The organism is Streptomyces sp. CBMA156, from assembly GCF_014596515.1.
GTDB lineage: Bacteria > Actinomycetota > Actinomycetes > Streptomycetales > Streptomycetaceae > Kitasatospora.
This window is the reverse complement of the sequence record NZ_MSJQ01000055.1, coordinates 14,533-31,812: the sequence shown is the minus strand read 5'-3', so window position 1 is coordinate 31,812 and position 17,280 is coordinate 14,533. Positions and strand designations below refer to the sequence as shown.

Annotated in this window: 1 protein-coding gene; it reads left to right on the top strand. The window is 73.5% G+C overall.

What is annotated here, in order from left to right; all coding sequences use genetic code 11:
- A partial coding sequence (locus BU198_RS04075) for a type I polyketide synthase (protein ID WP_188295437.1) occupies window positions 1-17,262 on the top strand: 17,262 nt, incomplete at its 5' end.
- Window positions 17,263-17,280: the final 18 nt, after the last annotated feature.

Sequence of the window (17,280 nt, the reverse complement as noted above, 5' to 3'; positions counted from 1 at the left end):
GCCGCGCGGATCCGCGCGGCGGCCGGTGACACCCCGCCGAACGGCGTGCTGTCGCTGCTCGGCTTCGACGCCGCCCCGCACGCCGCCCACCCCTTCGTGCCCGCCGGGCTCGCCGGGACGCTCACCCTCGTCCAGGCACTCGGCGACGCGGCCGTCGAGGCCCCGCTCTGGCTCGCCACCCGCGGCGGCATCTCCGTCGGCCGCTCCGACCTCGCCGCCGACCCCGCGCAGGCGCAGGTCTGGGGCCTCGGCCGGGTGGCCGGCCTGGAGCACCCGAACCGCTGGGGCGGCCTGGTCGACCTGCCCGGCACCGTCGACGACCGTGCCGTCACCCGCCTCGCCGACGTGCTGTCAGGCCAGGGCGGGGAGGACGAGCTCGCGGTCCGCGCGACCGGCGTGTTCGGCCGCCGCCTCGTCCGCTCCTCGCTCGCCGACCAGGCGGGCGGCTCGTGGACGCCGCGCGGCACGATCCTGATCACCGGTGGCACCGGCGCCCTCGGCGGCCACGTCGCCCGCTGGGCGGCCGCCAACGGCGCCGAGCACCTGGTGCTCACCAGCAGGCGCGGCGACCGGGCCCCCGGCGCGGGCGAACTGGCCGCGGAACTCGCCGAGTCCGGCGCCCGGGTCACCTTCGCGGCGTGCGACGCGGGCGACCGCGAGGCGCTGGCCGCCGTCCTGGAGCGGATCGACGCGGAGGCCGGCACCCTGCCGCTCACCGCGGTCGTCCACGCCGCCGGCGTCGGCGACACCGGCGCGCTGATGACCACCGACCTGGGCGAGGCCGCCCGGATCGTCGCCGCCAAGGCCGCCGGCGCCACCCACCTGGACGACCTGCTCGGCGACCGCCCCCTGGACGCCTTCGTGCTCTTCTCGTCCAACGCCGCCGTCTGGGGCGGCGCGGACCAGGGCGCCTACGCGGCCGGCAACTCCTTCCTGGACGCCTTCGCCGAGCAGCGCCGGGCCAAGGGCCGTACCGCCACCTCCATCGCCTGGGGACTCTGGGGCGGCGGCGGCATGGGCACCGACGGCGACGAGGAGGCGATGCTGCGCGTCGGCCTCAAGCGGATGAGCCCCGAACTCGCGGTCTCCGCCCTCGTCCAGGCCGTCGAGCACGAGGAGACCAACGTCTCCGTCGCCGACATGGACTGGGAGCGCTTCGCGCCCGCCTACTCCGCCGTCCGGCAGCGCCCGCTCATCGGCGGCCTGCCCGAGGTCCGGCGCGTCCTGGACGCCGCCGAGGCCCCGGCCCCGACCGCCGCCACCGGCGGCAACGCCCTCGCGCGGCGGCTGGCCGGCCTGGGCACGGCCGAGCAGCACGCCGTCGTCCTGGAACTCGTGCGGGCCCAGGCCGCCGCCGCCCTCGGCCACGCCGAGGCCTCCGCCATCGAGCCCGGCGCCGCGTTCCGCGAACTCGGCTTCGACTCGCTCACCGCCGTCGACATCCGCAACCGCCTCAACGGCGCCACCGGGCTCAGGATGCCGACCACGCTGGTCTTCGACTACCCGACCGCCACCGCCGTCGCCGACCACATCCGCACCGAGCTGGTCGGCGCCGACACCGCCGTCGCGCTGCCCGCCGTCGCCACCGCGCTCACCGCCGACGAGCCCATCGCCATCGTCGCCATGAGCTGCCGCTACCCGGGCGGCGTCGACACCCCCGAGGAGCTGTGGCGGCTCGTCCTGGACGGCCGCGACGCGATCACGCCGTTCCCGACCGACCGCGGCTGGCCCATCGACGACCTGTACGACCCGGACCCGGAGGCGACCGGCACCACCTACGCCTACGAGGGCGGGTTCATCGACGGCGCGGGCGGCTTCGACGCCGGCTTCTTCGGGATCTCGCCGCGCGAGGCGCTGGCCATGGACCCGCAGCAGCGCCTGCTGCTGGAGGCCGCGTGGGAGGCGCTGGAGCGCGCGGGCATCGACCCGCTGTCGCTGCACGGCACCCAGGGCGGTGTCTTCATCGGCGCCGGCTCGCAGGGCTACGGCATCGACGCCGACGCCCCCGAGGGCACCGAGGGCTACTTCCTCACCGGCACCCAGTCGTCGGTCATCTCCGGCCGCGTCTCGTACACCCTGGGCCTGGAGGGCCCGGCGGTCACCGTCGACACGGCCTGCTCCTCCTCGCTGGTCGCCCTGCACCTCGCCGCGCAGTCGCTGCGCCAGGGCGAGTGCGACATGGCCCTCGCGGGCGGCATCACCGTCATGGCCACCCCCGGCGCCTTCGTCGAGTTCAGCCGCCAGCGCGGCCTCTCAGGCGACGGCCGCTGCAAGGCCTTCGCGGGCGCGGCCGACGGCACCGGCTGGTCCGAGGGCGCCGGCCTGCTCGTGCTGGAGCGGCTGTCGGACGCGCAGGCCAGGGGCCACAAGGTCCTTGCGGTGGTGCGCGGTTCGGCCGTCAACCAGGACGGCGCTTCCAACGGCCTGACCGCCCCGAACGGTCCCTCGCAGCAGCGCGTCATCCGCCAGGCGCTGGCCGGTGCCGGGCTGACCACGGGCGACGTGGACGTGGTCGAGGCGCACGGCACCGGCACCCGCCTGGGCGACCCGATCGAGGCCCAGGCCCTGATCGCCACCTACGGGCAGGGCCGCGAGGGCGCCGAGCCGCTCTGGCTCGGCTCGATCAAGTCCAACATCGGCCACACCCAGACGGCGGCCGGTGTCGCCGGTGTGATCAAGATGGTCATGGCGATGCAGGAGGGCGTCCTCCCGCAGACCCTGCACGTGGACGAGCCGACCCCGCACGTCGACTGGTCGGCGGGCTCGGTCGAGCTGCTCACCGAGAACCGCGAGTGGCCCGCGCTCGGCCGCCCGCGCCGCGCGGCGGTCTCCTCCTTCGGCGTCAGCGGCACCAACGTGCACACCATCATCGAGCAGGCTCCGGCGGAGGAGCCGGCGGAGGCCGTCGAGGCGACCGTCACCGCTCCGGTGTCGTGGGTGGTGTCGGGCAAGTCCGAGGCGGCGCTGCGCGACCAGGCCGCGAACCTGGCGTCGTTCGTCGGGGCCCGCCCGGAGCTGCCGCTCACGGACGTCGGCTACTCGCTGGCGCTGTCGCGCTCCCGCTTCGAGTACCGGGCGGTCGTCTCGGGTGCGAACCGGGAGGAGCTGCTGGCCGGGCTGGCAGGCCTGGCGAGCGGCGAGGTGCCCGGCGGCTCGGTGAGCCGCGGCAAGCTCGCGTTCCTGTTCACCGGGCAGGGCAGCCAGCGGGCCGGGATGGGCCGGGAGCTGTACGACGCCTTCCCGGTGTTCGCGGCGGCCTTCGACGAGGTCGGCGCGCACCTGGACGCCCACCTGGACGTGCCGCTGAAGGACCTGGTCTTCGACGGGTCGGAGCTGCTGGACCAGACCGCGTACACCCAGGCGGCGCTGTTCGCCGTCGAGGTGTCGCTGTTCCGTCTGGTGGAGTCCTGGGGTCTGAAGCCGGACTTCCTGGTCGGTCACTCGGTCGGTGAGATCGCCGCTGCCCACGTGGCAGGTGTGCTGTCGCTGGAGGACGCGGCGAAGCTGGTGGCCGCGCGTGGCCGGCTGATGCAGGCGCTGCCGTCCGGTGGTGCGATGGCGGCGATCCAGGCGACCGAGGCCGAGGTGCTGCCGCTGCTTGCGGGCCGTGAGGCGGAGATCGCCGTGGCGGCGGTCAACGGGCCGACGTCGGTGGTGGTTTCGGGCGACGAGGCCGCCGTGCTGGAGGTGCTGGAGCACTGGAAGAGCGAGGGCCGTAAGGGTCGTCAGCTGCGGGTGAGTCACGCGTTCCACTCGCCGCGGATGGAGCCGATGCTGGCCGAATTCCGTTCGGTCGCCTCTGAGTTGAGCTACTCCGAGCCGAAGCTCGCGGTGGTCTCCAATGTGACCGGTGAGCCGGCGACCGAGCTGACGTCGCCCGAGTACTGGGTGCGCCACGTCCGTCAGGCTGTCCGTTTCGCCGATGGCGTCGCGTACCTCGCCGGGCAGGGAGTGAAGAAGTTCCTGGAGCTGGGCCCGGACGGCACTCTGTCGGCTCTGGCGCAGGAGATCACGGAGGGCCACTTCGCCCCGGTCCTGCGCAAGGACCGGCCGGAGGCACTGTCCTTCACCCAGGCCGTCACCGGTCTGCACGCCCGTGGCGCCGAGCTGGACTGGGACGGCGTGTTCGCCGGTCGCGGCGCGCGCCGCATCGACCTGCCGACGTACGCCTTCCAGCACCAGCACTTCTGGCTGGAGATGGGCGCTCCGGCGAGCGACGTCTCCGTGCTGGGCCAGGTGGCGATCGGCCACCCGATGCTGAGCGCCGCGGTCGCTCTGCCGGAGTCGGACACGCTGGTCCTCACCGGCCGGCTCTCCCTCCAGTCGCACCCGTGGATCGCCGACCACCTGGTGATGGGCTCGGCCGTGCTGCCGGGCACCGGCCTGGTGGAGCTGGCGATCCACGCCGGTGACCAGGTCGGTTGCGGCCAGGTCGAGGAGCTGATGCTCCAGGCCCCGCTGGTCCTCGCCGAGCGCGGCGCCCTGGTGCTGCGGGTGATCGTCGAAGCGGCGGACGCGCTGGGCCGCCGCCCCGTGGCCGTCTACTCCCGCCCGGACGAGGCGGACACCGTGGAGCCGTGGACGCGGCACGCGGCCGGCTTCCTGGCGGCCGGTGCCGCCGAGCCGGCGTTCGACCTGTCGGTGTGGCCGCCGAAGGGCGCCCAACCGGTCGAGGTCGACGACCTGTACGAGGGCCTCGCTGCCACCGGTCTGGTCTATGGCCCGGTGTTCCGGGGCCTGCGCGCCGCCTGGCGTGCCGAGGACGCCGTGTACGCCGAGGTCGAACTGCCCGAGGGCGTCCCGGTCGACGGCTTCGGTGTTCACCCGGCCCTCTTCGACGCCGCCCTGCACGCCGCCGCCCTGGGCACCGCCCGTGGCGCGGACGCCGAGGACGGCGAGGGGACGGGTCTGCCGTTCGCCTGGAACGGTGTCTCCCTGCACGCCACCGGTGCGTCGCTGCTGCGCATCCGGTTGACGCCGTCCGGCCAGGACGGTGTCTCCCTGGTGATGGCCGACGGCACCGGCAGCCCGGTCGCCTCGACCGACTCCCTGGTCTTCCGCCGGATCACGGCCGAGCAGCTGTCGGCGGGCCGTGAGGCGATGCACGAGGCGTTGTTCGGGCTGGACTGGTCGGTGCTGGCGCTGCCGGTGGCCGGTGCGGGTTCGTGGGCGGTGCTGGGTGCGGCGGAGGGTGTCTTCGCCGGTGGCACTGGGTACGCGGGTCTGGCGGAGCTGGCTGGGGCCGGTTCGGTGCCGGAGGTGGTGTTCGCGCCGGTCGCGTCGTCCGAGGGCGTTGACGTGGTGGGCGCTGCGCACCGGTCGGCGCTGGAGGCGCTGGAGCTGGTGCAGGGCTGGCTGGCGGAGGAGCGTTTCGCCGGCTCCCGTCTGGTGTTCGTGACGCGTGGTGCGCTGGGCGATGACCTGGCCGGTGCTCCGGTGTGGGGTCTGGTGCGGACGGCGCAGTCGGAGAACCCGGGCCGGTTCGTGCTGGTGGACGCCGACGCGTCGGTGACCCCGGGGCTGCTCTGGTCCGTCCTCGGCTCGGACGAGACCGAGGCCGTGGTGCGCGACGGCGCGGTGCGCGTGCCGCGCCTGACCCGGACGCCGGTCATCGAGGGCGGGTTCGAGCTGGACGAGGCCGGCACGGTGCTGGTCACCGGTGGTACGGGCGCGCTGGGTTCGCTGGTGGCCCGTCACCTGGTCGCCGAGCACGGCGTCCGTCACCTGGTCCTGACCAGCCGTCGCGGCCTGGCCGCCGAGGGTGCGCGGGAACTGGCGGACGAGCTGGTCGAGTTGGGCGCCGCCGAGGTGGAGGTCGCCGCGTGCGACGCCGCCGACCGCGACGCCCTGGCGGAGCTGCTCGGCACCATCGCCGACCGCCGCCCGCTGACGGCGGTCGTGCACACGGCCGGCGTCCTGGACGACGGTGTGATCGGCTCCTTCACCCCGGAGCGGCTGGAGTCGGTGCTGCGCCCGAAGGTGGACGCCGCGTTCAACCTCCACGAGCTGACCCGCGACCTGGAGCTCAGCGCCTTCGTGCTGTTCTCCTCCGTCGCCGGTGTGATGGGCAGCGCCGGCCAGGGCAACTACGCCGCCGCCAACACCTTCCTGGACGCGCTGGCCGAGCACCGCCGCTCGCTCGGCCTGGCCGCGACCTCGCTGGCCTGGGGCCCGTGGGCCCGGTTCGGCGGCATGACCGCCGAGCTGGACGACGTCGACGTCAACCGGATGAACCGGGGCGGGCTGGCCGGTCTGTCGAGTGACGAGGGCCTGGAACTGTTCGACGCCGGCTGGGTGTCGGACCGGGCGCTGCTGGTGCCGATGCGGCTGGACCTGGCCGCTGTGCGGGCGCAGGCCCCGGCCGTGGGCGTGCCGCCGCTGATGCGGTCCCTGGTGCGATTCTCCTCGCGCCGGACGGCGCAGGCCACGACGGCCGAGACGGGTGCGCTGGCCCAGCGGCTCGTCGGCCTGGTGACCGAGGAGCGCCGCGCGCTGCTGCTGGAGCTGGTGCGCGGCCAGGTGGCCGGGGTGCTGGGCCACCAGGGTGCGTCGGCCGTCGAGCCGGAGCGGGCGTTCAAGGAGCTGGGCTTCGACTCGCTGACGGCGGTCGAGCTGCGCAACCAGCTGGGAACGGCGACGGGTCTGCGGCTGCCGGCGACGCTGGTCTTCGACTACCCGAACGCGGTGTCCGTCGCCGAGTTCCTGCTCGGTGAGGTGTTGGGCGAGGAGCCGGAGGTCGTCGAGCCGACGGCCGTCCGGACAGCCCTGGACGACGAGCCGATCGCGATCGTCGGCATGGCCTGCCGCTACCCGGGCGGGATCACCTCGCCGGAGGAGCTGTGGCAGTTCCTGCTGGCCGGCGGCGACGGAACCTCGCGCTTCCCGACCGACCGCGGCTGGAACGTCGAGGAGCAGTTCCTCGAGGACCCGGACCAGCCCGGCACCACGTACGCGCTGGCCGGTGGATTCCTGCACGAGGCCGCCGAGTTCGACCCCGCCTTCTTCGGGATCTCGCCGCACGAGGCCTTCGCCATGGACCCGCAGCAGCGCCTGCTGCTGGAGGCCTCCTGGGAGGCCTTCGAGCGGGCCGGCATCGACCCGGCGTCGGTGCGCGGCAGCCGGACCGGCGTGTTCGCCGGCGTGATGTACCACAACTACGCGGCACGGGTCACCGAGATCCCCGACGGTGTCGGCGGCTTCCTCGGCACCGGCAACTCCAGCAGCGTGGTGTCCGGGCGCGTCTCCTACACCTTCGGCCTCGAAGGCCCGGCGGTGACGGTCGACACGGCGTGCTCCTCCTCGCTGGTCACCCTGCACCTCGCGGCGCAGGCCCTGCGCCGCGGCGAGTGCACGCTCGCCCTCGCGGGCGGCGTCACCGTCATGCCGAACCCGGACACCTTCATCGACTTCGCCCTCCAGCGCGGCCTGGCCTCCGACGGCCGGATCAAGGCCTTCGCGGGCGCGGCCGACGGCACGTCCTGGTCGGAGGGTGTCGGCATGCTGCTCGTCGAGCGGCTCTCCGACGCGCGCCGTAACGGGCACAAGGTGCTTGCGGTGGTGCGGGGTTCGGCCGTCAACCAGGACGGTGCGTCCAACGGCCTCACCGCCCCGAACGGTCCCTCGCAGCAGCGGGTGATCCGCCAGGCGCTGGCCGACTCGGGTCTGACCACGGGCGACGTGGACGTGGTCGAGGCGCACGGGACGGGGACCCGACTGGGCGACCCGATCGAGGCGCAGGCGCTGCTGGCCACGTACGGCCAGGGGCGCGATGGCCGCGAGCCGCTCTGGCTGGGCTCGGTGAAGTCGAACCTCGGCCACACCCAGGCGGCCGCCGGTGCGGCGGGCATCATCAAGATGGTGATGGCGCTGCGCAACGGGGTGCTGCCGCAGACCCTGCACGTGGACGAGCCGACTCCGCACGTCGACTGGTCGGCGGGCGCGGTCGAGCTGCTGACGGAGGCGCGGGACTGGCCGGCGGTCGGACGTCCGCGCCGCGCGGCGGTGTCGTCCTTCGGCATCAGCGGCACCAACGCGCATGTGGTGCTGGAGCAGGCGCCCGCCGAGAAGGCCGTCCAGGCCGGCGAGGTGACGGTCGACGCTCCGGTGTCCTGGGTGCTGTCGGGCAAGTCCGAGGCTGCGCTGCGGGACCAGGCCGCGCGCCTGGCGTCCTTCGTCGGGGAGCGGGCGGAGCTTTCGCTCTCGGATGTCGGGTACTCGCTGGCGGTGTCGCGCTCCCGCTTCGAGCACCGGGCGGTCGTCTCCGGTACGGACCGGGACGAACTGCTGGCGGGCCTCGCGGCGGTGGCCGCCGGGGACGCCGCCGGGGCGGTCGCCTCGGTCGGCGGGCTCGCGTTCCTGTTCACGGGGCAGGGGAGCCAGCGGGCGGGGATGGGGCGTGAGCTGTACGAAGCTTTCCCGATCTTTGCCGCCGCCTTCGATGAGGTGTGTGCCCGCTTTGAATTCCCGTTGAAGGACGTGGTGTTCGAGGCTTCGGAGCTGCTGGATCAGACCGCCTACACGCAGGCGGCGCTGTTCGCTATCGAGGTCGCACTGTTCCGCCTGGTGGAGTCCTGGGGTCTGAAGCCCGACTTCCTGGTGGGCCACTCCGTGGGTGAGATCGCTGCCGCCCACGTGGCAGGTGTGCTGTCGCTGGAGGATGCGGCGAAGCTGGTGGCCGCGCGTGGCCGGCTGATGCAGGCGCTGCCGTCCGGTGGTGCGATGGCGGCGATCCAGGCGACCGAGGCGGAGGTGCTGCCGCTGCTGGCGGGCCGTGAGGCGGAGATCGCCGTGGCGGCGGTCAACGGGCCTTCCTCGGTGGTGGTTTCGGGTGACGAGGCCGCGGTGCTTGAGGTGCTGGAGCACTGGAAGGCGCAGGGTCGTAAGGGTCGTCAGCTGCGGGTGAGTCACGCGTTCCACTCGCCGCGGATGGAGCCGATGCTGGCCGAATTCCGTTCGGTCGCCTCCACGTTGAGCTACTCCGAGCCGAAGCTCGCGGTGGTCTCCAACGTGACCGGTGAACTCGCCACCGAGCTGACGTCGCCCGAGTACTGGGTGCGTCACGTCCGCCAGGCTGTGCGCTTCGCCGACGGCATCGCCCACCTCGCCGCTCAGGGCGTCACCAAGTTCCTGGAGCTGGGCCCGGACGGCACCCTGTCGGCTCTGGCGCAGGAGATCACGGACGGCCACTTCGCCCCGGTCCTGCGCAAGGACCGCCCGGAGGCGCTGTCCTTCACCCAGGCCGTCACCGGCCTGCACACCCGGGGCACGGCGCTCGACTGGGACGGCGTCTTCGCTGGTCGCGGCGCGCGCCGCATCGACCTGCCGACGTACGCCTTCCAGCACCAGCACTACTGGCTGCGCGCGACCGCCGCGGCCGGCGACGCGACGAGCCTGGGCCTCGGGAAGACCGGTCACCCGCTGCTGGGTGCGGCGATCGCTCTGCCGGATTCGGACGGCGTCCTGCTGACGGGCCGCCTGTCGCTCCAGTCGCACGCCTGGCTTGCTGATCACGCGGTGTCGGGTTCGGTCCTGGTGCCGGGCACGGGTCTGCTGGAGCTGGCGATCCACGCCGGCGACCAGGTCGGCTGTGGCCAGGTCGAGGAGCTGATGCTCCAGGCCCCGCTCGTCCTGCCCGAGCAGGGCGGCATCGCCCTGCGGGTCTCCGTGGAGGCGGCCGGCGCCGACGGACTCCGTCCGGTCGCGGTCTACTCCCGGCCGGACAGCGCCGAGAACGACGAGCCGTGGACGCGGCACGCGGCCGGCCTCCTGGCGGCCGGTGCCGCCGAGCCGGCGTTCGACCTGTCGGTGTGGCCGCCGAAGGGCGCCCAGCCGGTCGAGGTGGAGGACCTGTACGAGGGTCTGGCCGCCGGTGGTCTGGTCTACGGTCCGGTGTTCCGGGGCCTGCGCGCCGCCTGGCGTGCCGATGACGCCGTCTTCGCGGAGATCGTGCTGCCCGAGGGCGTGTCGGTCGACGGTTTCGGTCTTCACCCGGCGCTGTTGGACGCCGCGCTGCACGCCGTGGCCCTGGGCGAGTTCGTGGACACGGCCACCGCCGAGGGCTCGTGGCTGCCGTTCGCCTGGAGCGGGGTGTCCCTGTACGCCACCGGCGCGTCCGTCCTGCGGGTGAAGCTGTCTCCCGCCGGCACGGACGCGGTGTCCATCGCGACCGCCGACGAGACCGGCTCCCCGGTCGCCGCCGTCGCGTCGATGGCCCTGCGTCCGCTCGCCGCTCAGCAGTCGGCGGGCCGCGACACGGCACACGAGGCGTTGTTCGGGCTGGACTGGTCGGTGCTGGCGCTGCCGGCGGCCGGGGCCGGTTCGTGGGCGGTGCTGGGTGCGGCGGAGGGTGTCTTCGCCGGTGGCACTGGGTACGCGGGTCTGGCGGAGTTGGCCGCTGCCGGTTCGGTGCCGGAGGTGGTGTTCGCGCCGGTCGCGTCGTCCGAGGGCGTTGACGTGGTGGGTGCTGCTCACCGGTCGGCGCTGGAGGCGCTGGAGCTGGTGCAGGGCTGGCTGGCGGAGGAGCGTTTCGCCGATTCCCGTCTGGTGTTCGTCACCCGTGGCGCGCTGGGCGATGACCTGGCCGGTGCTCCGGTGTGGGGTCTGGTGCGGACGGCGCAGTCGGAGAACCCGGGCCGGTTCGTGCTGGTGGACGCCGACGAGTCGGTGACCCCGGGGCTGCTCTGGTCCGTCCTCGGCTCGGACGAGACGGAAGCGGTGGTGCGCGACGGCGAGATCGTCGTCTCGCGGCTGGTCCGCGCCTCCCAGGCGAACGCGGCCGAGGTCGCTCTCGCCGAGGGCGGGACGGTGCTGGTCACCGGCGGTACGGGCGCGCTGGGTTCGCTGGTGGCCCGTCACCTGGTCACCGAGCACGGCGTCCGCCGCCTCGTTCTGACCAGCCGTCGCGGCCTGGCCGCCGAGGGTGCGCGGGAACTGGCGGACAAGCTGGTCGAGTTGGGCGCGGCCGAGGTGGAGGTCGCCGCGTGCGACGCCGCCGACCGAGAGGCGCTCGCCGCCCTGCTGGCCGCAGTCCCCGCCGGGCACCCGCTCACCGCGGTCGTGCACACGGCCGGTGTGCTGGACGACGGCGTGATCGGCTCGCTCACGCCTGAGCGGCTGGAGTCGGTGCTGCGTCCGAAGGTGGACGCGGCTCACAACCTGCACGAGCTGACCCGCGAGCTGGACCTGTCGGCGTTCGTGCTGTTTTCCTCCGTCGCCGGTGTGATGGGCAGCCCTGGTCAGGGCAACTACGCCGCCGCCAACACCTTCCTGGACGCGCTGGCGGAACACCGCCGCTCGCAGGGCCTGGCCGCGACCTCGCTGGCCTGGGGCGCCTGGGAGCAGAGCGGCATGGCCGGCGACCTCGGGGACACCAACCTCAACCGGATGAACCGGGGTGGGCTGGCCGGTCTGTCGAGTGACGAGGGCCTGGAGCTGTTCGACGCCGGCTGGGTGTCGGACCGGGCGCTGCTGGTGCCGATGCGGCTGGACCTGGCCGCTGTGCGGGCGCAGGCCCCGGCCGTGGGCGTGCCGCCGCTGATGCGGTCCCTGGTGCGGGTCTCCTCGCGCCGGGCAGCCCAGGCGGCGACGGCGGAGACGGGCGCGCTGGCCCAGCGGCTGGCGGGCCTGTCGGCCGAGGAGCGGCGGGCGCTGCTGCTGGAGCTGGTGCGCGGCCAGGTGGCCGGGGTGCTGGGCCACCAGGGCGCGTCGGCCGTCGAGCCGGAGCGGGCGTTCAAGGAGCTGGGCTTCGACTCGCTGACGGCGGTCGAGCTGCGCAACCAGCTGGGGACGGCGACCGGTCTGCGGCTGCCGGCGACGCTGGTCTTCGACTACCCGAACGCGGTGTCCGTCGCCGAGTTCCTGCTCGGTGAGGTGCTGGGCGAGGAGCCCGAGGTCGTCGAGCCGACGGCCGTCCGGACAGCCCTGGACGACGAGCCGATCGCGATCGTCGGCATGGCCTGCCGCTACCCGGGCGGGATCACCTCGCCGGAAGGGCTGTGGCAGTTCCTGCTGGCCGGCGGCGACGGCATCGTGCCGTTCCCGGCCGACCGCGGCTGGGACCTGGACGGCCTGTTCGACGGTGACACCGACCGTCCCGCGTCCGACTACCTCCTGGAGGGCGGCTTCCTCCAGCAGGCGGCCGACTTCGACCCGACCTTCTTCGGGATCTCGCCGCGCGAGGCGCTCGCCATGGACCCGCAGCAGCGCCTGCTGCTGGAGGCCTCCTGGGAGACCTTCGAGCGGGCCGGCATCGACCCGGCCTCCGTGCGCGGCAGCCAGACCGGCGTGTTCGCCGGCGTGATGTACCACAACTGGGCCTCCCGGCTCACCGAGATCCCGGAGGAGCTGGCCGGCTTCCTCGGCAACGGCAGCGCGAGCAGCGTGGTGTCCGGTCGCGTCTCGTACACCTTCGGCTTCGAGGGCCCGGCGGTGACCGTCGACACGGCGTGCTCCTCCTCGCTGGTCGCGCTCCAGATGGCGACCCAGTCGCTGCGGCGCGGCGACTGCTCGATGGCCCTGGTCGGCGGTGTGACGGTCATGTCCACCCCGGACACCTTCGCCGGCTTCGCCCTCCAGCGTGGCCTGGCGCTGAACGGCCGCTGCAAGCCCTTCGCGGGTGCGGCCGACGGTACCGGCTGGTCGGAGGGTGTCGGCATGCTGCTCGTCGAGCGGCTGTCGGACGCGCAGCGCAACGGGCACAAGGTGCTTGCGGTGGTGCGGGGTTCGGCGGTGAACCAGGACGGCGCGTCGAACGGTCTGACCGCGCCGAACGGTCCCTCGCAGCAGCGGGTGATCCGCCAGGCCCTGGCCGACGCGGGCCTGTCCACGGGCGACGTGGACGTGGTCGAGGCGCACGGCACCGGCACCACGCTCGGTGACCCGATCGAGGCCCAGGCCCTGATCGCCACGTACGGGCAGGGCCGCGAGGAGGGCGAGCCGCTCTGGCTGGGCTCGGTGAAGTCCAACCTCGGCCACACCCAGGCCGCGGCCGGCGTCGCGGGCATCATCAAGATGGTGATGGCGCTGCGCAACGGTGTGCTGCCGCAGACCCTGCACGTGGACGAGCCGACCCCGCACGTCGACTGGTCGGCGGGCGCGGTCGAGCTGCTCACGGAGGCGCGGGACTGGCCGGAGCTCGGGCGTCCGCGCCGGGCGGCGGTGTCGTCCTTCGGCATCAGCGGCACCAACGCGCACGTGATCCTGGAGCAGGCGCCCGCCGAGAAGGCCGTCCAAGCCGATGGGGCGACGGTTGCTGCCCCTGTCGCGTGGGTGGTGTCGGGCAAGTCGGAGGCGGCGCTGCGCGACCAGGCCGCGAGCCTGGCTTCCTTTGTCGGGGGACGGCCGGAGTTGTCGCCGGTGGACGTCGGCTTCTCGCTGGCGGTGTCGCGGGCTCGCTTCGACCACCGTGCGGTGGTGTCGGGTTCGAGCCGGGACGAGCTGCTGGCGGGCCTCGCGGGTCTGGCGGCTGGTGAGTCGGGTGCGGAGACCGCGGCCTACGGGAAGCTGGCGTTCCTGTTCACGGGGCAGGGCAGCCAGCGGACGGGGATGGGGCGTGAGCTGTACGCGGCGTTCCCGGTGTTCGCCGCCGCCTTCGACGAGGTGTGTGCCAGGTTCGAATTCCCGTTGAAGGACGTGGTGTTCGAGGCTTCGGAGCTGCTGGATCAGACCGCGTACACACAGGCGGCGCTGTTCGCGATCGAGGTCGCACTGTTCCGTCTGGTGGAGTCGTGGGGCTTGAAGCCCGACTTCCTGGTGGGTCACTCGGTCGGTGAGATCGCTGCTGCGCATGTCGCGGGTGTGTTGTCCCTGGAGGATGCGGCGAAGCTGGTCGAGGCGCGTGGCCGTCTGATGCAGGCGCTGCCCGTCGGTGGTGCGATGGCTGCCGTTGAGGCGACCGAGGCGGAGGTGCTGCCGCTGCTGGTGGGCCGCGAGGCGGAGATCGCCGTCGCTGCGGTCAACGGTCCTTCCTCGGTGGTGGTTTCGGGTGACGAGGCAGCGGTGCTGGAGGTGCTGGAGCACTGGAAGGCGCAGGGCCGCAAGGGTCGTCAGCTGCGGGTGAGCCACGCGTTCCACTCGCCGCGGATGGAGCCAATGCTGGCCGAGTTCCGCGCGGTGGCGTCCGAACTCACCTACTCGGAGCCGAAGTTCGCCGTCGTCTCCAACGTCACGGGTGAACTCGCCACCGAGCTGACGTCCCCCGAGTACTGGGTGCGCCACGTCCGTGAGGCGGTCCGATTCGCCGACGGCATCACCTACCTGGCGGCCCAGGGCGTCACCAGGTTCCTGGAGCTGGGCCCCGACGGCACCCTGTCGGCCCTGGCCCAGGGCGTCCTGGCCGACGCCGAGGACTCGGTGTTCGCCCCGGTCCTGCGCAAGGACCGCCCGGAGGCGCTGTCCTTCACCCAGGCCGTCACCGGGCTGCACGCCCGTGGCGTCGTCCTGGACTGGGACGCGGTGTTCGCCGGTCGCGGCGCGAGCCGGGTCGACCTGCCGACCTACGCCTTCCAGCACGAGCACTTCTGGCTGAAGGCCACGTCCTCCACCGCGGGCGACGCGAGCCGGCTGGGCCAGGCCGTGACGGGGCACCCGCTGCTGGGTGCGGCGATCGCTCTGCCGGACTCGGACGGCGTGCTGCTGACGGGCCGGGTGTCCGTCCAGACACACCCGTGGCTTGCCGACCACGCAGTGTCGGGTTCGGTGCTGGTGCCGGGTACGGGTCTGCTGGAGCTGGCGATCCACGCCGGCGACCAGGTGGGCTTCGGCCGGGTCGAGGAACTGACCATCCAGGCCCCGCTCGTTCTGCCCGAGCAGGGCGGAGTCGCCCTGCGGGTGTCCGTGGAGGCGGCCGACGCCGACGGTTCCCGTCCGGTGGCGGTCTACTCCCGCCCGGACGACGCGGCAGCTACGGAGCCGTGGACGCGGCACGCGGTCGGCTTCCTGGCGGCCGGCGCCACTGAGCCGGCGTTCGACCTGTCGGTGTGGCCCCCGAAGGGCGCCGAGTCCGTGGACGTCGAGGACCTGTACGAGGGCCTCGCCGCCACCGGCCTGGCGTACGGACCGGTGTTCCAGGGCCTGCGGGCCGCTTGGCGTGCCGAGGATGCCGTCTTCGCGGAGATCGCGCTGCCCGAGGACACGTCGGTCGACGGCTTCGGTCTTCACCCGGCGCTGCTGGATGCCGCGTTGCACGGCATCGCGCTGGGCGACTTCCTGGCGGAGTCGGAGTCCGCGCGGCTGCCGTTCTCGTGGAACGGGGTCTCGCTGTACGCCACGGGCGCGTCCGTCCTGCGGGTGAAGGTGTCGTCGGCGGGTACGGACGCGGTGACGCTGTCGGTGGCCGACTCCTCGGGTGCCCCGGTCGCGGCTGTCGGTTCGCTGATGCTGCGGCCGGTGGATGCGGGTCAACTGGCTTCCGCGCGGCGGGCGTTCCATGAGGCGTTGTTCCAGCTGGAGTGGTCGGAGCTTGTGGTTCCGGAGTCGGTCCAGGCTTCGTGGAGTGTGCTGGAGTCGGGTGCGGGTCTGGCGGAGCTGGCTGCGGCCGGGTCGGTGCCGGAGCTGGTGTTCGTGCCGGTGGCGCCGTTCGAGGGCGACGGCGTGGTGGGTGCTGCTCACCGCGCGGCCCGGGAGGCGCTGGAGCTGGTGCAGGGCTGGCTGGGGGAGGAGCGTTTCGCCGACTCCCGTCTGGTGTTCGTGACGCGCGGTGCGCTGGCCGAGGATCTCGTCAACGCCCCCGTCTGGGGTCTGGTGCGTTCGGCTCAGGCGGAGAACCCGGAGCGGCTCGTGCTCCTGGACGTCGAGGACGGGGTGCCGGCCTGGGAGCGGCTGGCGGCGGTGGCACTGTCCGGTGAGCCGGAGGCGGTGCTGGGCGACGGCAAGGTTGTGGTGCCGCGTCTGACCAGGACGCCGGTCGTCGAGGGCGGGTTCGAGCTGGACGAGGCCGGGACGGTGCTGGTCACCGGCGGTACGGGCGCGCTGGGTTCGCTGGTCGCCCGTCATCTGGTCGCCGAGCACGGTGTCCGCCACCTCATTCTGACCAGTCGTCGTGGCCTGGCCGCTGAGGGTGCGCAGGAGTTGGCGGATGAGCTGATGGGTCTGGGCGCCGTCGCGGTGGAGATCGCCGCGTGCGATGCCGCCGACTGTGACGCCCTGGAGAAGCTGATCTCGGCCGTCCCGGCCGAGCACCCGCTCACCGCGGTTGTTCACACGGCCGGTGTGCTGGACGACGGCGTCATCGACTCGCTCACTCCGGAGCGGTTGGAGGCGGTGCTGCGTCCGAAGGTGGACGCGGCGTTCAACCTGCACGAGCTGACCCGCGAGCTGGATCTCAAGGCGTTCGTGCTGTTCTCTTCCGCGGCCGGTGTGCTCGGTAACCCGGGTCAGGCGAACTACGCGGCGGCGAACACCTTCCTGGACGCCCTGGCGGCCCACCGCCACACCCTGGGTCTGCCGGCGACGTCGCTGGCCTGGGGTGCGTGGGAGCAGAGCGGTGGCATGGCGGGTGGTCTCACGGAGGCCGACCGCCGCCGCCACGACGGTCTCTCGGACGCCGAGGGCCTCGCTCTGCTCGATGCCGCCTGGACCTCAGGACAGGCACTCCTCGTGCCCGTCCGCCTGGACCTGGCCGGCATCCGCCAGCAGGCCGCCACGGCCGGTGTCCCGCCACTGCTGCGGGCCCTCGTCCGCACCCCCGCCCGCCGCGCCGCGGCCGGGGAGCAGACGGGGACGGCGGGCACGGAGACCCTCGCGGAGCGTCTGGCCGGCCTGGCGCCGGAGGAGCGGCGGGCCCTGCTGCTCGACCTCGTCCGGTCCCACACCGCGGCCGTCCTCGGCTTCGCGGGAGCGGACGACATCGACCCGAAGCGCGGCTTCCTGGAGCTGGGCGTCGACTCGCTCACCGCCATCGAGCTGCGCAACGGGCTCGGCAAGGCGACCGGACTGCGCCTCCCGGCGACGCTGATCTTCGACTACCCGGCCCCGGCCGGTGTGGCCGACTACCTGGCGGCGGAGCTCGGCACGGCGACGGACGAGACGGCGGCCCAGTCCGTCCACTCGGAACTCGACAAGCTGGAGTCGCTGCTGGCCGCGATCGCGGGCGGTTCCGACACCGGTACCGACGAGCGCTCCGGAATCACCGCCCGACTGCGGGCCGTGATGTCGCGGTGGACCGGAGCCCAGGCCGAGGCGGACGGCACGGACGAGGCCGACTCCCTGGAGTCGGTGACCGCGGACGAGCTGTTCGACCTCCTCGACAACGAGCTCGGCCAGTGAGCCCGCAGCCGCCCGTAC